This window comes from Psychrobacter luti (genome assembly GCF_014192115.1).
GTDB lineage: Bacteria > Pseudomonadota > Gammaproteobacteria > Pseudomonadales > Moraxellaceae > Psychrobacter > Psychrobacter luti.
The window spans coordinates 23742-42075 of sequence record NZ_JACHXL010000007.1 but is presented as its reverse complement, the minus strand read 5'-3'; the positions used below and the strand labels follow the sequence as shown (position 1 = coordinate 42075).

Here is an 18334-nt window from a genome sequence, read left to right as displayed (position 1 = left end):
TGAGGTGTCGTTAGAAATAAGACTGTTAAACAGGGTGAATGAATAAAGTGTTTTAATTATGCTCATTTTGAGTATAAATACAAGTATTTTTTATAGTTAACTTAAAGATTGAACTAAGTGTCTGTGGGTTTTTTCCAAATAGCGCCGTTTCTTATATTATTGTTCTCGCGTTTATCTTTTAGTTTTTATTACACTGCCATTGGTATATTTACAACGGCAGACTATGATAGTTTTAGATTCACGCTATAATTAGCCGTGTTATAAAAGTCAGAATATGCAGCTTTTTCACTGCACTCTTCAAGATAAAGGATATTTACTAAAGCCATGACGTTGTCTTACTCACATGCACATCAACAGGGTAGTGGCACCACAGAAGTGGTCGCCGTGTTGGTGGCGATTACTGAGCATACCGCTCGGGTCTTAACCGTCGATCAAGGTAAGCTATTGCCCAATGGACCCCTGATGCCATTGCACCGCTCGTTGCAAGCTGGCGTGCGCCAGTGGGTTGAAGAACAGACTCAGCAGCCGCTTGGTTATTTAGAGCAGCTATATACCTTTGTCGATACCAATAGACGCAATGACGATGGCCATGCGTTGGTCTATGTCAGCTATTTGGGATTGGTGCAAGAGACGCAAACGCAGCAGTTACAAAGCCAAGCGCTATGGCGAGATTGGTATGATTATTTTCCTTGGGAAAATCACTTAGAGGGTAGGCCCAGTATTATCATGGATTTTATTGTGCCGGCACTATTAGAGTGGGCGAATTATACAAAAGATGCCATCGTTCAGCAGCGTCGTCGTCAGCGCATTGGCTTATGCTGGGGATTAAATGAAGCGTTCTTAGCGGGCAATGATTTTGGAAATTGCGAAAATAGAGATGCTAGCATTGATACAGCTAGTGATGATAATCAGGACAATCGAGAGTGGGTTGCCGAACACGTACTGCTACGCTATGAGATGCTATATGAAGCAGGACTGATCCCTGAAGCGCCGACCTATCCACCCAGTTATTCAGCCAACACTCAAATCAGTGCCCAAGCCAGTTCTTTACCTGAAAATTGGTCGCAGCTGATAGGTGTGCCCATGTATTATGATCATCGCCGCGTGATTGCTACCGCTATTTCACGTCTGCGTGCCAAGATTGAATATCGACCGCTTATATTTGGTTTGATGCCAGATGTTTTTACCTTATCGCAATTACAGCAAAGCGTTGAGGCATTGTCAGGAGTACGCTTGCACAAGCAAAACTTCCGTCGTTTGCTAGACTCACAAAACCTCGTAATGGAAACGGGACAAAGCAACACTGCCCAGCGCGGTCGCCCTGCCAAACTCTATCGCTTTCGTCATGACATTGAGCTACAAAGCTTGCTGATGGACAGTAAGTTGCCCAAACGAAAATAGTGCCGATAGTATAAATATCTGCATCAATTATCTCTCATACGCCTTAAATATAAATTATTAAATAAATAAAATTACGCCCTTTTCTTGCGAGGCTAGATGCTTTACGTTATATTTATGCTCATTTTGAGTTTAATAAAATAAAGCTCGTATCAATCGCGCGCAAATAACATGTAAAAGCCAACACGTAAAAATAAGGGTAAAATATGATAGTTGAACAAGAGCCAGCCTTGGATGAGGTATTACTTAAACCTTTAGTGGAAGCCGCTTTAACTGAGGATTTGGGTAGACGTGGTGATGTGACGTCGCAAGCAACTATCCCAGCGGATATGCAAGCGCAACTACAAATCAAAGCGCGTCAAGCAGGTGTGATTTGCGGGATGGATTTAGCAAGACTGTCTTTTGCTTTAGTAGATGCGCAGATAGAGTTTGTTGCTCAGGTTGTTGATGGCGAAACGGTTGCAGCGGATACAGTATTAGCGATTGTCAGCGGCAATGCGCGTCATCTATTAACAGCAGAACGTACCGCTCTAAACTTTCTGACTCATCTTAGTGGTATTGCGACGGCGACTCGACAGATTGTTGACAGTGTGGCAAAGTATCCGGCACAAATTACCTGTACGCGTAAAACCATTCCTGGGTTGCGTATCGTACAAAAATACGCGGTACGCTGCGGCGGCGGGCGCAATCATCGTTTAGGGTTAGACGATGCGATTTTAATCAAAGACAATCACATTGCCATTGCAGGTAATATAAAAACCGCTATTCAGCAAGCGCAAGACTTTGCCGGTCACCTGATTCCGATAGAGGTGGAAGTCGATACGTTAGCGCAGTTAGAGCAAGCCTTAGATGCTGGCGTGAGCTTGGTGCTGTTAGATAATATGTCACCTGAGATATTATCTAAAGCCGTCGCCATGTGTAAAGGTCGTGCCAAAACTGAGGCATCAGGTGGTATCACCCCTGAAACTGTGCAAGCGGTAGCTGAGACCGGTGTTGATTTTATTGCCATGGGTTACTTGACTCATAGCACGACTGCGCTAGATATCGGTCTTGATTTTAGCGCCTAACGTCAGTGCTTAGTCTGAGTTTATATTCGCTTTTATGGGTTAAATCTCGGATTAACAGTCTATTAAAAGGGCAGATTTGTATGGATCTCCTATGGATTTGGTAAGGCGTGGGAATTAAGCAAAGTTAATGATTTAATTGGCTTATCTGGCTATGCTACAATGCCGCTGCTACTGACTATAAGGTCATCGTACACGCGCACGACTACCTTATTTTTTACCTGATTTGCCCAATAGATAAGCGAGCGCTTAGTGAATACTGAAATCATCAAGATAATATTAGCTTTTTTGGTATTGATTAATCCCTTTGGCGCATTGACGTTATTTTTGGATTCAACTCGCGGTTATTCGATGAATAATCGCCGTAAAGTAGCACGCGTAGCATGTTTAACCATTTTTATCACCATTAGTTTCTTTACCATAGTAGGTGAAACGTTACTAAAAGCTTTGGGTATCTCGATTGGCTCGTTCCAATTGGCAGGTGGTATTTTAGTATTTTTAATTGCCTTAAACATGATGAATGGTGAAGGCAATCCTGTTAAACCTGATCAAGAAAACTTCGATGTTGATCATCTGCACGGTGCACCGCCAACGATGGCTGCAGCGGTTGTGCCTATAGCCATTCCAATGATGATTGGACCTGGTGGTATCTCAACAGTAATTATTTACTCCTCGCAAGTCTCCGGTATTTTGCAAGTCTCGGCTATTTTGATTGCGGGATTGTTTATCAGTTTATTCTGTTATTTAGCTTTGATGGCGGCAGGTCGTATCAGTCGTTTATTGGGTGATACTGGGCTAAACATCATGAGCCGAATCATGGGTATGTTACTCGCGGCAGTTGCTATCGAAATTATCGTTAATGGTTTACGCACCTTATTCCCTGATTTAGTGTGATTAATTCTAAGTGTTCATTAATCTTATCTCGCTTTTTAACACTGGCTCTCACAAGCCATGTAACCGCTTTTTAGGCTTCTCGGTTTAAGTCCTCAAGTTCAAACCTCTCAACTTAAGACGTTCATTTTTTAGGCAATATAGAAAGTTATTGCCTTTATTCTATTATCGTAATAATACCTTAAGTAGTATTAAACCAGCCTAGCACTCGCAAAAAGATGGCATTCATCAAAAATCTCATGTCTACTTTCTAAAAGACTGCCTCTAAAAAAGTTACCTCTTAAGTGAGTTTTAAAATTAACCTATGATTTTACTATCCACGATCAATTACCAAAGGTAGCGCCAAAAAACTTGAATCATGAAATTATGTTATAATAGGAGTACGATAATTTCATAGGAGTTAGTTTTGAGTAAGAAAAGGATTGCTATTTTAGGTGCAGGTCCAAGTGGTTTGGCGCAATTGCGCGCTTTTGAAGCAGCTCGTTTAGCTGGGGCAAAGAACTTGCCTGAGATAGTTTGTTATGAAAAGCAAAACGCTATCGGCGGTATGTGGAATTACAGCTGGCGCACAGGTTTAGATAGAAACGGTGAGCCTGTCCACGGTAGTATGTATCGCTATTTATGGTCAAATGGCCCTAAAGAGTGCTTAGAGTTCGCCGATTATTCGTTCGATGAGCATTTTGGTGAACCCATCCCATCATATCCACCACGTGAAGTCTTAAAAGACTACATCATGGGTCGTATCGATAAGCAAGATATTCAAAAATACATCCGTTTTGAGTGCCCAGTACGTTGGGTGTCATTTGATGATGAAACGCAAAAATTCACTGTGACGGTAATGAATCACAAAACCGATGAGCAAGAAGTGGAAGAGTTTGATTATGTCGTGGTTGCGACCGGTCATTTTTCCACACCAAACATGCCATACTTTGAAGGTTTAGAAGCGTTCCCCGGTCGTATCCTACACGCGCATGATTTCCGTGACGCGTTAGAATTTAAAGACGAAGATATCTTACTTATCGGTAGCAGTTACTCTGCCGAAGACATTGGCACGCAGTGCTACAAGTATGGCACCAAATCAGTCACCATTAGCTATCGCACACAAGCGCTAGGTTATGACTGGCCTGATGGTATTAAAGAAGTGCCATTAGTAACGCATTTTGAAGATGATGTGGCACATTTTGCTGATGGTACGAGCCAAAGCTTTGACGCTATCATTATGTGTACCGGTTACTTGTTCCATTTTCCATTCATGCCAGATGAGCTGCGTTTGCAGACGCACAACTGCTTATACCCAGCCAACTTATATAAAGGTATTTTTTGGCAGCCGAATCCAAAGCTGATTTATTTGGGTATGCAAGATCAGTACTTCACCTTTAATATGTTTGATGCGCAAGCGTGGTACGCACGTGATGTGATGCTGGGCGATATCGAATTGCCTGATTTGGCGACTCGTGAAGCAGATGAGCAAAAGTGGTTGGCGACTTATGCTAAGTGCGTGACGGTCAGTGATTCTATTGATTTTCAGGCTGCTTATATCCGTGACTTGACCAATGGCACCGATTACCCAGAGTTTGCGGTAGAAGAGCAGGGCGAGATTTTAAAAGAATGGCAAAAGGATAAAGCTGAGAACATCATGACCTTTAGAGAAAAGGCCTATCGTTCTACTTTAACTGGAACGCTATCTCCTGAGCTACCAGAGCCATGGTTAGATATTCTTGATGATTCGCTAGAGCACTTTTTAAACTTAACCTTTGTTAAACCTAAAAAGCGCAAAAAAGCATCTTAATAAAAATTCATTAGTTTCAAAGTAATAAAAAACCAAACACGTAATGTGTTTGGTTTTTTTGTTTTATAAGATGTGGTTATCGCTCTGTCTATTGTTGTAATTCAAATCTATAAATGCTTCTAAAATCGTGTACTAGATTGAGTAGACTAGGCGAGCTTGATAGCACTAATTGTATTTTTTGGGTTTGGTCTCAATTAACTTTGATATAGATGCCAAGCCAAATACAGCATTAAGATACCGACCAAGGCATCGAGTATATTCCACGCTTTTGGTTTGGCAAATAAGGGTCGAAGTAATCGTGCACCATAACCAAGTGCAAAGAAGAAAAAGAACGAGGCGCTTACTGCACCAGCTGCAAATACGACTTTGCTAGTTGCCCCTGTTGAAACCATGCCGACGAGCACCAATGTATCTAGATAGACGTGCGGATTGAGCCAAGTAAAGCCAAAGCATAATAACAGCGCTTTTTTTAAACTGGTGACGACTTGCCCCTCAACGGTAAGCGCATGCGATACGCGTACACTGGCATATAAGCTTTGCAATCCATAGCCAAGTAAAAATACCACGCCTGCAAATTTGGCAATGTCTACGACTTGCGGATAACGTGCTGTTACTGCGCCAAAACCACCGACACCAGCAGAGATTAAAATCGCATCACTGACCGCGCAAAATAAGCAGACGAAAAATATGTGTTCGCGTTTCAGTCCTTGTTTGAGGACAAAGGCATTTTGTGAGCCGATTGCAATGATGAGCGATAGCCCAAGTAAGAAGCCAGAAATATAGTCGGGAGCATTCATAATAGTGCGCTTATGATTTTAAGGTTTGATATTTTAAGCGCTTTGTCTTTCACATGATTTGAGAGGTTGCAAAGTGAGAATCTTGACATTTTGCTTACTGGCAGCGCCGTAAAAAGCTGTTAAGATACGCTATTGAATAAATCGATGCAATATGAATAAACGTAGTACGAGCAAAATATGAATGCACTGGAAGAGGGGCAGAAGCGGTCATGGTCGTAAGTTTGACAAGAATGCTACAGTCATTTGGGCAAGCTCAAGACCTGCCAACACTTGCGGCTAAAAATGCTCAGAAGATGGCAAGTAGTGGTGATAGTACGTCTAATGATAAAGCAGCCGATAATGAGCAGACTCAAGCGAGCAGCCAACGTTCTACGCTTACGCCGCCTGAGCGTGCCGATCGTATTTGCGATGCATTAGCACAAGTAAATGATATCCGCTCGGCAACGCCATTGACTGATCGCTATTTAGCCAATCGTGCTCAGATGCGCCCAACCAATCGCCCTCCTTTTGACCCTGATACGTTATGGTATCTCAAACATGGACGCTGTCCGATTATGACTGAGCTTGTTGATGTGGTCGATGAAGCCACCCTAAATGCTATGCCTATTGAGGCCGTTGCGATACTAGACCGAATTAATGGTAAATTAAAGCGCTACCGTGAGTGGAGTAGCGAGCTTAATGCTGAGCAACAACAGCAACATAATGAGCGCCAATTCGTCATTGATAAGCTAATATCTGAAAGTATTCCAGAAGCGCTACATCACTATGAGCAGCTGCAACGATTTAGTCCGCATCGTACCAAAAATAATATGGTACAAGGCAAAATGACTGCAGGCGATATGTTGACCGATTTGTTTTTAGAGATTGATTATGAGCTTGATGAATTGCTAGATGAGCTACACCAAACGGTGATGAATAAACTGGCTTCAACGCACCGCTATGTAAAAAGCCGAACCCAGAGCTAGTGCTTGCTTCTCTTCTAATCTTAGGTTTTAACTTATGGACTTTGAATTGCTATCATGAAAGTATTATAAATCAGCATGATTAAACACAATCGATTCAATGTATAACAATATAGGGCTTTTATAGAGCCTTATTTTTTTGTTTAATGATAACTATCTATCTTATTTAGAATAATAAGCTATTTAGAATCATAAGAAATTTGCCAAACAACTCTGCTAAGCAATAAGGATAATCTAATGACCCAATTGACTGCGATGTTCGTAATGTTTGTTTTATATGGCATGCTGCCAGCCACTGGGTTGTACCTAGGATATCGTGGTATCAAAAAAGTGACGGCCCCCAAAATGCTTGAGTATAAAGCGATGCCGCAGTTAGGCTATATTCCTGAAAAAAGCTTGCCGATTGACGTTAAGACAGCGCTCGATCAAATCAATGAAAAAGGCGAAAAGCTGCGTGTCATTTATGGTGATACCAATAATGACGGCAAAATCGATGATAAAGACACCGTCAACGAAACCTACGTCATGATTCAAAACTTAATGGATAGGCATGTGCCACTTGCCGTAGCAGACTATCGCCGCTTGCATGATTTAGATGTGGGGGATGGCGCGCTTGCCGATAACACTAAAATCAAGCACTCTAATGTCACTGGTAAAGAGGCATTGTTAGATGTATTGAGCACCATTAATACCCAGTTTGATGACTTGCTTAATGCCTCTTATCATCAAGATGGGCAAAAGCTACTTGCGACCAATCGATACCTACAAAAACGTTTTAACAATCCTGCCATTAATGCGGATATTCAGGGGATTAATAATAATGCCGATAGTACCATTATTAATCATAGTAATATAGAAATCGAGGCCCTTGAAATTCCAACTGATGCAAGTGGCAAAAGCGCGAATACGAATGCTAAAGATATTAAACTATAATTACCCAATCGTATGAGCTAAAAAAGGTTAGGCGTATATGAGTGTTTTAGTAGGGGTTGGCATTGTGACGACAGTCACTACCATTTATTTCGGTAGAAAGGGCTGGCACGCATTGCATAAAATGGCCGGCATTACTCCAGGCGTACTTGCATATCAAGATAATAATACGCCATTGGCTCTATCTGCTGTTAATTGGCAGCAGCTAACTTTAAATAAAAAGCACTTGAAAGTTTTGCCAGATAACCAAATACGTCAATTACAACGTATCGATGAAAAGGTCAGCAGCTATCAATCTTATCAAAAAACATTGCAAGCTCAGAATAAAACGCCTGCGGTCACAGAACAGCAGTTTGTGTTAAATAAGATACTACATACTCGATTGCCTGAAATGCTAGCCAATCATTATCAGCTAGTGAACATAAATAGAAGTAATAATGAGGTAAATCAGCAAAAAAAAGCTGAAGCCAGTGAGTTATTACAAGATGTATTAAATAATATAGAGCATCGTCTAGATGAACTATTAAAGCAAATAGAGGTTCAGCAGTTGCAGGAATTACGAATCATGAAGAGCTATATTAATAGCCATGATAGCTAAGCTTTCAGTTAGCAACGTTATTCAGGAAACGCATAAAAAAGCGGTCAATGAATGAATCATTGACCGCTTTTTTTATTAACTACTTCAAATTTATAAAAGATTCAAAGTAAGGTTAAATTAATCCGATTAACGCTCGTTGTTACGGTCACGGGTATTACGCGTACCGCGACTAGCAGGACTACCGCTACTTTTTGGTTTAGCGCTACTACTGGCGCTATTACGATTATCACCACGAGTGTCCGTACGACGCGCTTTAAGCGGCTTATTTTTGATACGTTCTTGCTTCTCTTTCGCTGCGCCATGTAGACCCGTACCATGACGTGGGCGTAAGCTCACTAAATCCGTTAAGGTATTGATATCTTTTTTATCAAGCTCTAAGAAACGCCCAGTACGTAGCTCTTTTGGTAAGACAATCGTACCGTAACGTGTACGCAGCAGACGGCTCACTTTAAGACCTTGTGATTCAAACAAACGGCGTACTTCGCGGTTACGACCTTCTTTTAGCCTGACGTGATACCACTTATTGACGCCTTCACCGCCGCCTTCTTTGATATCTTCAAACTGTGCCATACCGTCTTCTAACATGACGCCAGACGTTAGCGTACGAGCGATATCTGGTGTCACTTCACCTAATACGCGCACGGCATATTCACGTGTCACTTCGCTAGACGGATGCATCAAGCGATGCGCCATTTCGCCATCATTGGTAAACAATAACAGACCAGTCGAGTTAATATCCAAGCGACCAACCATTACCCAACGGTCATGAGTCAGCTTTGGCAACCGCTCAAAGACTGTTGGACGACCTTCTGGATCATTGGCAGAACATACTTCGCCTTCAGGCTTGTAATACGCTAAAACGCGCCGACGCTTTTCATTTTCAGCAGTATATTTGATCTGACGACCATCAACACGAATCTCATCACCTTGTTCAACACGGTCGCCGATAGTCGCTGGGCCATTATTAACGGTTACGCGACCTGCCTTGATCACTTCTTCCATCTGACGGCGTGAGCCAAGTCCCATACGGGCGAGGGCTTTTTGGAGTTTTTCATCTTTCATAACTGTATCCTTGAGTCGGTGGATTTACATTTCTCAATGTATAATTTTGGACTGATTATTATACGCTATTTATCAAAGCTATGTTCAAGAGAAATTTTTTAAGGCTAAGGTTATTTGTAATAATCCATGATTTATTAGATAGTTATGAGTTTAATCAAGATTTCCATATTTGACGAACGCAAATATAAGCTGATTGTTATTCTTAAGTAATTTTCGCCGAAAATAGCGCATTATTATTCAATATTTAACCACCTATGTTATTATGGCTTTGTTTTTCTGTGGCTAATGTAGCTCTTTAATATAGTTGTCTTAATTGGTTCAATCAGTAGGCGCTACTTATATCTATGATTTATAAAGGTTTTTCTATGTTATTCAATTCATCAAAGTTATTAAGTGTAGCGTGTCTACTCATGATTAGCCTAGCTTCAGGGTGCTCTAGCATTAATTCTGGCCTTCAAGCAGGTGAGTTACCGCCCAGTGGTGCCTTTGTGGCAGAAAATGGTATTACCTTCAATGTTCAGCCATTAGACGTAACCACCTTACCCGCTAAGCAAGCTCCGGTATTCGATAATGAGCTATATAACTTGGTCAAAGCTTCAAGACCAATAGGTTATCGTATTGAAGCTGGAGACGTCATGAGTATAGTGCTCACTGACTATCCAAATATCACTGCATCAACATCAAGTCTGACTGTAGATCAGCAAGGCTTTATTCAGTTTCCATTGATAGGCCGCCTGAAAGCGAGTGGCATGAGTGTGCCGCAGTTCACTGCAGTATTACAAAGTAGGTTGCAACGCTATCTCAAATACTCAGACCCGCAAGTCAGAATAACCAACTATCTGGGTAGCAAATTCTTTATCGACGGAGAAGTCACTAAGTCTGGCGAGTTTCCTATTACTGATGCACCGGTCACTTTATATGGTGCTTTGTCCATGGCAGGGGGTGCCACTACGACAGGCGATTCAAATAATATTGTATTAAATCGCCGAGGTAAAAATTATAACTTAGGATTGCAGTCATTAAGGCAGATGGGGCTATCTGCCAACCAAATCTATGTACAAGATGGAGATTCAATCCATGTCAATAGTCAAAGCCGTAATAAAGTCTATGTTTTGGGAGAATTTGGTCGAATCGAACCAGTCGCTATACCTGAGCAGGGGCTTAGCTTAGCGCATGTACTGGGTGAATCAAGTGGCTTAAATGCGAGCACAGCCAATGCTGCCAAAGTATATATTGTCCGTGATAATTCAAAGTATAACTATACCAATATCTATTATGCCGATATGCAGACTATTACCGGCTTAGCATTGGCAAATCGCTTTGAGATGCAGGCTAATGACATTCTTTACGTTGACCCTACGGGCTTAACTCGTTGGAACCGTGTTATTAGCGCGCTACTGCCGTCAACTTCTGCGATCAGATCACTCTCAGACTTTTAAGCGATAGCAGTTATGGCGTTTGATAATATCACCGCGAGCCTTGAATAATGGACTAAAAAAATAAGCTGAGTGACTAACACTAACTGATGAAGACATGGTTATGGATAACAATGTTATGGATAACAATTCAAAGGATTTATCTAGACACAATACTGACAAAGATAATGATCTACTGGGTCTGCTTTTAGTATTACTACGCGGCTGGAAAATCATTGCTCTGTTTGCAATTTTGGGTTTAATAATAGGGATGTTGTATGTTCGCTATGAAAATCCTACTTTTAAATCAGATGCACTGATTCAAATTGATGAAACCTCCCAAAACTTATCAGGTCTAGGGTCGAATATAGCAGAGCTATTGCCACCTGATGATAGTTCAATGCAAGCGCAGATTAAGCTTATAAGATCTCGTATGGTCTTAGAGCCAGTGGTGGATTTGCTTCATTTGGGTATTAGATTGAATGATCCCATAGTTAGTAAGATAGATAGAATAAAAAACAACCAAACGAACGTGCAAATGAATACTGCTGATGGTGTTGTACTCGAGACTAGTGATGGTCGAGTACAAGTGAGTCAGTTTAATGTGTCAGAAGACTATTTAGATAAAGCCTTTACTTTATTAAGAACTAACACAGGCTTTGTTTTGAGTAGTGGCAGTGAGAGATTTAAGGGACAGTTGAACAAAGCCCATCGTTTCACAGGTAAGAGTGGTCTCATTGACATTATGGTCAATGAGCTACCTGCTGGTGAACATCCTATTGATATTACTAAGCAATCACTGCAAATCACCACAGACTCTATCAATAGTGCTTTGTCAGTAGTGGAGGAAGGCACTAAGACCGGTATGATCGAGCTGTCTTTGTCAGGTCTAGACCAAAAGCAAGTCAGCCTAATATTAGAACATATTGTACTGTCTTATAGTGCACAGGACCAAACACACAGCTCGGAACAAACTATCAAGACTATTGAGTTTATGAAAAAACAAATTCCAGCCTTAAAACAAAAACTCAAAGAATCAGAAGCAATATTTAATAAATTTCGTGAGAATTCTGGCACCATTGATGTAGCACAAGAAGCGTCAATATTGCTTAGTGAAAATGCTGGAATTGATACACAAATTAGTGAGCTTAAGCTAAAAAAAGCAGATCTAACTACTTACTATACCAATGAGCATCCTTTGGTCATTCAGATAAACGAACAACTTAGCGTATTGAATGCTAGAAAGCAGCAAATCGACAATACCATCAGTGCTCTACCAGAAGTACAGAGAGAGTTTTTGACACTCTCTGAGGATGTAAACATCGATAGAGAGATTTATCTCACTATCCTTAAAAATTATGAGCAGCTAAAAATTGTCAAAGCAGGTGAGGTCAGCGCTGCCCGTATCATTGATTTGCCTATCAATACCAATAGAATAATTACCCCTAAAAAACAATTAATAATGACTTTAGCCACCCTAGCAGGTGCTCTGCTAGGTGCTCTATTAGTATTCATTATGCATATGCTTAGAAATGTCGTTAAAGACCCTGAACGTATTGAGTCTAAGACAGGAGTGCCGGTCATCGCCACAATTCCACGCTCCGCTGTATTATCACGATTAAGTACTAACAAAAAATCAGCCCCTCGTATGCTGGCTCATGTTGATAACAGTAGCTTGAGTTATGAAGCGATTAAAAGTCTTCGAACTAGACTTATATTGAGTATCCCAACGGTGATTGCAGGCAACCAAAAGGCAAAGGTGCTTTTGTTAACTGGTGAAAGCCCAGACGTTGGCAAGTCGTTTATCTCTGTTAACTTGGCAGAAGTCTTTGCTCAGCTGAACAAAAAAGTTTTGCTCATAGATGCGGATATGCGGATGGGTGAGCTGCACAAGGTTTTTGGTATGAGTCAATATGATGGCTTAGCAGATTATCTGTCGCCAGACGATAGCAGTTTGCAACTTAACCAACCTAGCAAGAGCGCCGATATTCAAATAGTGAATGATGTTTCTGATTCTAGTATAGGGAACTTTATTCATACTAGTGGTATAGAGAATATTGACTTTATGCCACGTGGAAAGCATCCAAATGATCCTGAATCGCTACTAATTAGCGAAAAATTTGATGCTCTGTTAACAGGATTAAAGTCTCAGTACGACTATATTATAATCGATTCAGCACCATTATTGGCCGCTTCAGATGCAATGGTATTAGCTCAGCATGCAGACAAAGTACTCATGGTAACCAGATATGATGATTCAATGGAAAAACAGTTAATCTATGCCGTTAAGCAAATGCATGAATCTAATATCCAAGTAGATGGCATTATTCTCAACGATGTAAGGCAAGGTCTTATGAGTAAATATAACTATAATCATCGCTACGCCTATGCCGGCAATCGGTAATATGATGCAGGTATTAAACCAATATGATAGTTGATACTAAACAAAATAGAGACGTGACGTTATGAGGCGGAACTGTATAAATGTTTCTAGTGAGCTGTGCCTAAGCTGACAGAGGTTACAAAAAAATTGATCCCAGTCCCGCTGTATCTTTTTATATTAAACGTAATATAGTTGGGTAGGTTATGTTGAAAGTAATCAAACAGCTTTTTGCTCTGCTGACCGATAAACAGTTAAAACAGTTTTATATATTGCAATTGCTGGTTGTTATTATGGCGTTTGCAGAGCTATTAGGGATTGCTTCTATAGCCCCTTTTATGGCTTTAGTTGGTGATATTAGCATACTAGAGACTAATGGCGTTTTTGCACAGTTGTATAAGATGTCTGGTCTGAATAACCCAATGGATTTCTTGTTTTATACTGGTGTGATAGTCCTAGTCATGTTGACTTTTTCCACTGTCATTTCTATGTTTACAACTTGGAGATTATCAATTTTTGGCGCGCGGATCGGTACTGAGATTGCGGATCGTCTCTATACTTACTATATGCAGCAAAGCTGGCAGTTCCATGCCAGCGGTAGTAGTGCACAGCTGACTAAGCAGGTATCTACAGAGGCGGCAAGGATAAGTTCGCAAATTGTCCAGCCACTAATGCAAATGAATTCAAAGCTAGTGTTGGCACTATTTATATCTATCAGTATTGTGATTTATGATCCGGTTATCGCGATACTGGGATTATTCATATTTTCGTTAGCGTACTTAGTACTATATAGATTGGTGCGACAAAAATTAGAAAGTAACGGTCAACAGCTGTCTGAAGTGTCGACTCAACGTTTTAGACTCATGAACGAAGGGTTTGGCGGTATTAAAGACGTCTTACTGCTAAATCGTAGCCATGATTTTATCACTCGGTTTCATGATAGCGGTAAAGTATTCGCTCGTGCTCAAGGTACCAATGTAGCTATTAGCCAAGTACCACGATATTTTATAGAGCTTATAGCCTTTGGTGCGATGATTTTATTAGTATTGGTATTGATTAAGGTACATTCTGGTAATCTAGGAGAGGTCTTGCCAATTTTAGCAGTTTATGCTCTGGCGGCATTTAAGTTGTTGCCAGCTCTACAACAAATATATTCTAGTCTATCTCAAATTAAAGGGAATACTGCTGCGTTTGAAGCAGTCAAAGATGATTTAGAAAAATCATTTGATATTCGAAAAACTAGTAGTGATACCGTCATATCCACACCAATTGAGCTAAAAAAAAGCATTAAGCTTAGCGATATAGAGTTTAGCTATCCTGGTAAAGATAGACCGGCTGTGGAAGGCGTCAATATGAGTATCCCTGTCAATAGTGTGATTGGTCTGGTTGGTTCATCAGGTTCTGGCAAATCAACTTTGATAGATCTGCTGCTTGGTTTGTTAATGCCGCAACAAGGCGGTATATATGTCGATGACGTTCGCATCACTGTAGATAATAAACGCGCTTGGCAAGATCTATTGGGATTTGTACCACAAAGTATTTTTCTGAGTGGAGGAAGCATCGCTGAAAATATAGCCTTTGGTATCCCGGCGAAAGACATCAGCCTAAAACAAGTTAATAAAGCGTTAAATTTAGCCAGTCTGACAGAGTTGGTTGAGCAACTGCCAGACGGTGTCAATACCAAAGTCGGTGAGCGCGGCGTACAGCTCTCAGGTGGTCAGCGTCAACGTATTGGCATTGCGCGCGCACTTTATCACGAGGCCGAAGTGCTGGTATTCGACGAAGCAACCAGTGCATTAGATGGTATTACTGAAAAGATAGTCATGGACGCTATCCATGAGTTTAGTGGTCAAAAAACTATTATTATGATTGCGCATCGTCTAAAAACGGTAGAGAAGTGTGATCTTATCTACTTTATGGAATACGGCAAAATAATTGATTATGGGACCTATCAGGAACTTGTAGTACGTAATGTCAAGTTCAAAGAAATGGCTAAATACGCTTAGCGTTACTGACGGGAGCTCTGATATGTACTTAAGTTTAATTATCCCGTTTTTCAATTCGGCACATAAATGCAAGAGACTTCTTAAACATGTAGCAGAAATAACGTCGAGCGATCTCGAGGTTATTTTAGTTGATGACGGCTCAACTGACGAGACTTATCGTTTACTTACAGATTTTAGAGATAGCTTGCCACAGGCTAATATAATCGCAATAAAACAAAAAAACAAAGGTCCTGGTGGTGCTAGGAACACGGGGTTGAAGCTCGCCAAAGGTGAATATGTTTGGTTCGTCGACTCTGACGATGATATAACGACCGAGGCATTGGCATTCATAAAGCAGAACTGCGCCAATCATTATGATTTTATCGATTTCAATGTCATAAGCTCAGACAGTATTCCTATGAATAGAATGGGCGTGGTGGCAGGCAGCTATAGAGATAGACAAGAGGTTACTCATATACTTTTAAGTAGGTTTATGCCTCAAACGTGCAAAGCTTTTAGACGAAAGTTTTTAATCGAAAACCAGGTTTATTATCCTGAGTACTGCTATTACGAAGACATCCCGTTGGCATTTACCCTCCCGCTTCTCGTCACGAGTTTTTTAAAAACAGACATTATTGGCTATTTGTATCATCAAGAATTCGCTTCTATTACTAGAGGTGAGATAACTCTAAAATCACTTGATCGTCTTTATACATCAATTTGTGGATTGAGAGAAAGTTTGGCACTTGCGAAAACTGATATGGAAATCGATATTATAAAGCAACGTTTTATTCAGCTGTACTTGATAGACAGTGCTGAGATGTTCTTTAGTATGATACCTAATAAAGGGTGGGTAACTATTTGGCAAATTATGAGCGAATATCGCAGATTGGCTAAGCAATTCAATATAAGCCTAAGCCCTTTTCATGTTATTAATGAAAAGGACTATCAGTATAAACTGTATTTCCGTGCACAATGGTTTATGTCTTTTATGCTAACAGGTGATCACACGGCTTACTTTGAGGAGATAAGAAAAAAAGAATGGGATTTATAAACTGATATAAAGCTATTTACTCTACTACAATCGTATCGCTTTTATTTTGAACTGACTATAGATATCTACTAAACCTTTATATTCCTGACTCCTAATGTAATAGCCATTCATCTTCTGTAAAAAACAAACTGTAAACATAAAAAGGATTAAGTAAATTACCTTATAAGCATTATGCTAAGATATATTCGTAATATAGGATATATTTTTTTAAAAAAGTACTTTGCAGCATAATTCTAGTGATTAAGCATTCATGTACTATGAGTGAGGTATTTTATTTCAGCGGTTTCAAGATCGAATAAAATAAGGGATATTCTTAATTAGGTTAAAGGAGAACCAAGTAATGGAAGATATTGGTATGGCAATGCACAAGCTTTGTGAAAAGCTTTTTCCGATATGTCGTAGCATAACTGGCGCAGGCTTTCGAGAATCCTTAAAGATACTAAAAAATGATATGCAATTGAATGATTTGAATATGTTTGAGGTAGCAACTGGTACCAAATGCTTCGATTGGGAAGTCCCAAAAGAGTGGAATATTAGAGACGCCTATATCATTACTCCGGATGGCAAAAAGATATGTGACTTTCAAGTATCTAACCTTCATGTGGTTGGCTACTCTATACCCGTAAATCAAGAAATATCGCTTGAAGAATTGCAGAAGCATCTATACTCATTGCCAGAGCAACCGAATGCGATACCGTATATAACCTCATACTACCAAGAAAGATGGGGTTTTTGTATCACTCAACAAGAGAGGGACACGCTCAAACCAGGTACTTATCAAGTATATATAGACAGTGATTTACGGGATGGAAGCTTAACCTACGGAGAATTGATCATTCCAGGTGAAACGGAAGAAGAGATCTTTTTGTCAACCTATTTGTGTCATCCCTCAATGGCAAACAATGAGCTATCAGGACCAGTGGTAACGGTATTTTTGGCAAAGTGGCTTTTAAGCTTGCCATCTAGAAAATATACTTATCGTATTATTATCATCCCTGAAACTATTGGCTCAATCACCTACCTCAGTCGTCATCATGAAGCGATGAAACAAAACATCATTGCTGGCTTTAATATTACCTGTGTAGGCGATGATAGGGCTTACTCATATTTGCCTTCCAAAACCGGTGACACGTTAGCAGACAAAGTGGCAAAACATGTTTTAACCCACACTCATCCAGAGTTTGTCAGTTATTCCTTTTTAGACAGAGGAAGTGATGAGAGACAGTACTGTAGCAAGGGTATAGATCTGCCTGTATGCTCAATCATGAGGACAAAGTATGGATGCTATCCAGAGTATCACACCTCTTTAGATGACTTGGAGCTGGTCACTGCTACTGGGCTGCTTGGTAGTTATGAAGTGCTAAAAAAAACGATTGAATGTCTTGAAGCTAATGAAGTACTTGCAACAAAATTTTTATGCGAACCACAACTTGGCAAGAGAGGTCTACATCCCACAATCGGTACCAAAAACAGTAGCTTAGTTGTCAAAAATATGATGAATTTTCTGGCTTACTGTGATGGAGTAAGTACAAATCTAGAAATAGCAGAAAAAATAAACGCCCCATTATGGGCGTTGCAAGATACTATAAATAAGCTGAAAGCTGAAGATTTATTGATAAGTGTTAATTTGGTTTCAGATCATGCCGATAGTTGTGAATATTCAAAATTGCTAATTTGACCTTTATATTAATTACTAATCTGCTTGCTTTTCCACATTGAACATTGTGACCTATATCTCTTATAAACTATTTTTTCTAAATTGTTTTGACTGTAGGTAACTGTAATTTCTTCTAATCAATAAAGAGCTTTGGTTTAAATGTATGAATAATCATATGTTTAAGCCAGAGCTCTTTTTTTGATGAATTATTTTTGTCATTTATTTTACGTGTAATTTATTGTTGCTACCTATATATTTGAATATTGATATTAATAAATATATATATGCTTTATTTTGCATATTAATGTGTGTTATAGTTTTGTTAAGTTTATTACAGAATAAATAATCGAAT

At 40.0% G+C, this 18334-nt stretch carries 14 protein-coding genes; 12 read left to right on the top strand and 2 right to left on the bottom strand.

Annotated features, from left to right (window positions below; all coding sequences use genetic code 11):
- Positions 1 to 324: 324 nt before the first annotated feature.
- From FHS24_RS11280 to FHS24_RS11265, 4 genes are all read left to right on the top strand, one after another.
- On the top strand, positions 325 to 1401 hold the full coding sequence (locus FHS24_RS11280) for an NUDIX hydrolase (protein ID WP_183621223.1): 1077 nt from the start codon (positions 325 to 327) through the stop codon (positions 1399 to 1401).
- Between the two features lie 203 nt (positions 1402 to 1604).
- On the top strand, positions 1605 to 2465 hold the full coding sequence (gene nadC, locus FHS24_RS11275) for a carboxylating nicotinate-nucleotide diphosphorylase (protein ID WP_183621222.1): 861 nt from the start codon (positions 1605 to 1607) through the stop codon (positions 2463 to 2465).
- Between the two features lie 249 nt (positions 2466 to 2714).
- Positions 2715 to 3356 carry a MarC family protein gene (locus tag FHS24_RS11270; protein ID WP_183621221.1) on the top strand — a complete coding sequence of 214 codons (642 nt, stop codon included), beginning with the start codon at positions 2715 to 2717 and terminating at the stop codon, positions 3354 to 3356.
- A 403-nt stretch (positions 3357 to 3759) separates the two neighbouring features.
- Complete coding sequence (locus FHS24_RS11265) at positions 3760 to 5142, top strand: NAD(P)-binding domain-containing protein (protein ID WP_183621220.1); 1383 nt, start codon at positions 3760 to 3762, stop codon at positions 5140 to 5142.
- A gap of 194 nt (positions 5143 to 5336) precedes the next feature.
- Here the strand turns inward: FHS24_RS11265 and FHS24_RS11260 are convergent, their stop codons facing one another.
- Positions 5337 to 5939, bottom strand: a complete 603-nt coding sequence (locus FHS24_RS11260) for a LysE/ArgO family amino acid transporter (RefSeq protein ID WP_183621219.1) — start codon at positions 5937 to 5939, stop codon at positions 5337 to 5339.
- A gap of 209 nt (positions 5940 to 6148) precedes the next feature.
- On the opposite strand from FHS24_RS11260, the gene FHS24_RS11255 reads away from it, so the two are divergent.
- The 3 genes from FHS24_RS11255 (at position 6149) to FHS24_RS11245 (ending at position 8429) form a co-directional block, all read left to right on the top strand.
- Entirely contained in the window at positions 6149 to 6904 is a 756-nt protein-coding gene (locus tag FHS24_RS11255) for a hypothetical protein (RefSeq protein WP_227671806.1), read from the top strand.
- Between the two features lie 234 nt (positions 6905 to 7138).
- The gene (locus FHS24_RS11250; protein ID WP_183621218.1) at positions 7139 to 7834 is read left to right on the top strand and encodes a hypothetical protein; all 696 of its coding nucleotides are present in this window, start codon (positions 7139 to 7141) and stop codon (positions 7832 to 7834) included.
- A gap of 37 nt (positions 7835 to 7871) precedes the next feature.
- A complete protein-coding gene (locus FHS24_RS11245; protein WP_183621217.1) occupies positions 7872 to 8429 on the top strand; it encodes a hypothetical protein in 558 nt (185 codons plus the stop codon).
- 126 nt (positions 8430 to 8555) lie between these two features.
- Here the strand turns inward: FHS24_RS11245 and rluB are convergent, their stop codons facing one another.
- The gene (gene rluB / locus FHS24_RS11240; RefSeq protein ID WP_183621216.1) at positions 8556 to 9491 is read right to left on the bottom strand and encodes a 23S rRNA pseudouridine(2605) synthase RluB; all 936 of its coding nucleotides are present in this window, start codon (positions 9489 to 9491) and stop codon (positions 8556 to 8558) included.
- A 365-nt stretch (positions 9492 to 9856) separates the two neighbouring features.
- Between rluB and FHS24_RS11235 the strand changes: the two genes are divergently transcribed.
- The 5 genes from FHS24_RS11235 (at position 9857) to FHS24_RS11215 (ending at position 18003) form a co-directional block, all read left to right on the top strand.
- Positions 9857 to 10930: a polysaccharide biosynthesis/export family protein gene (locus FHS24_RS11235; protein WP_183621215.1), complete on the top strand. Its 1074-nt coding sequence runs from the start codon at positions 9857 to 9859 to the stop codon at positions 10928 to 10930.
- Positions 10931 to 11045: 115 nt separating this feature from the next.
- Positions 11046 to 13310: a GNVR domain-containing protein gene (locus tag FHS24_RS11230; RefSeq protein ID WP_183621214.1), complete on the top strand. Its 2265-nt coding sequence runs from the start codon at positions 11046 to 11048 to the stop codon at positions 13308 to 13310.
- 182 nt (positions 13311 to 13492) lie between these two features.
- A complete protein-coding gene (locus FHS24_RS11225; RefSeq protein WP_183621213.1) occupies positions 13493 to 15292 on the top strand; it encodes an ABC transporter ATP-binding protein in 1800 nt (599 codons plus the stop codon).
- Positions 15293 to 15314: 22 nt separating this feature from the next.
- Complete coding sequence (locus tag FHS24_RS11220; RefSeq protein WP_183621212.1) at positions 15315 to 16325, top strand: glycosyltransferase family 2 protein; 1011 nt, start codon at positions 15315 to 15317, stop codon at positions 16323 to 16325.
- 340 nt (positions 16326 to 16665) lie between these two features.
- The gene (locus FHS24_RS11215; RefSeq protein ID WP_183621211.1) at positions 16666 to 18003 is read left to right on the top strand and encodes a DUF4910 domain-containing protein; all 1338 of its coding nucleotides are present in this window, start codon (positions 16666 to 16668) and stop codon (positions 18001 to 18003) included.
- Positions 18004 to 18334 lie beyond the last annotated feature (331 nt).

What these genes read in the sequence shown, in the direction of transcription:
- FHS24_RS11220 (WP_183621212.1), top strand. Translation starts at nt 15,315, where the DNA reads ATGTACTTAAGTTTAATTATCCCGTTTTTCAATTCGGCACATAAATGC.
- FHS24_RS11235 (WP_183621215.1), top strand. Translation starts at nt 9,857, where the DNA reads ATGTTATTCAATTCATCAAAGTTATTAAGTGTAGCGTGTCTACTCATG.
- nadC (WP_183621222.1), top strand. Translation starts at nt 1,605, where the DNA reads ATGATAGTTGAACAAGAGCCAGCCTTGGATGAGGTATTACTTAAACCT.
- FHS24_RS11245 (WP_183621217.1), top strand. Translation starts at nt 7,872, where the DNA reads ATGAGTGTTTTAGTAGGGGTTGGCATTGTGACGACAGTCACTACCATT.
- FHS24_RS11280 (WP_183621223.1), top strand. Translation starts at nt 325, where the DNA reads ATGACGTTGTCTTACTCACATGCACATCAACAGGGTAGTGGCACCACA.
- FHS24_RS11260 (WP_183621219.1), bottom strand. Translation starts at nt 5,939, where the DNA reads ATGAATGCTCCCGACTATATTTCTGGCTTCTTACTTGGGCTATCGCTC.
- FHS24_RS11255 (WP_227671806.1), top strand. Translation starts at nt 6,149, where the DNA reads ATGGTCGTAAGTTTGACAAGAATGCTACAGTCATTTGGGCAAGCTCAA.
- FHS24_RS11230 (WP_183621214.1), top strand. Translation starts at nt 11,046, where the DNA reads ATGGATAACAATTCAAAGGATTTATCTAGACACAATACTGACAAAGAT.
- FHS24_RS11250 (WP_183621218.1), top strand. Translation starts at nt 7,139, where the DNA reads ATGACCCAATTGACTGCGATGTTCGTAATGTTTGTTTTATATGGCATG.
- FHS24_RS11225 (WP_183621213.1), top strand. Translation starts at nt 13,493, where the DNA reads ATGTTGAAAGTAATCAAACAGCTTTTTGCTCTGCTGACCGATAAACAG.
- FHS24_RS11215 (WP_183621211.1), top strand. Translation starts at nt 16,666, where the DNA reads ATGGAAGATATTGGTATGGCAATGCACAAGCTTTGTGAAAAGCTTTTT.
- rluB (WP_183621216.1), bottom strand. Translation starts at nt 9,491, where the DNA reads ATGAAAGATGAAAAACTCCAAAAAGCCCTCGCCCGTATGGGACTTGGC.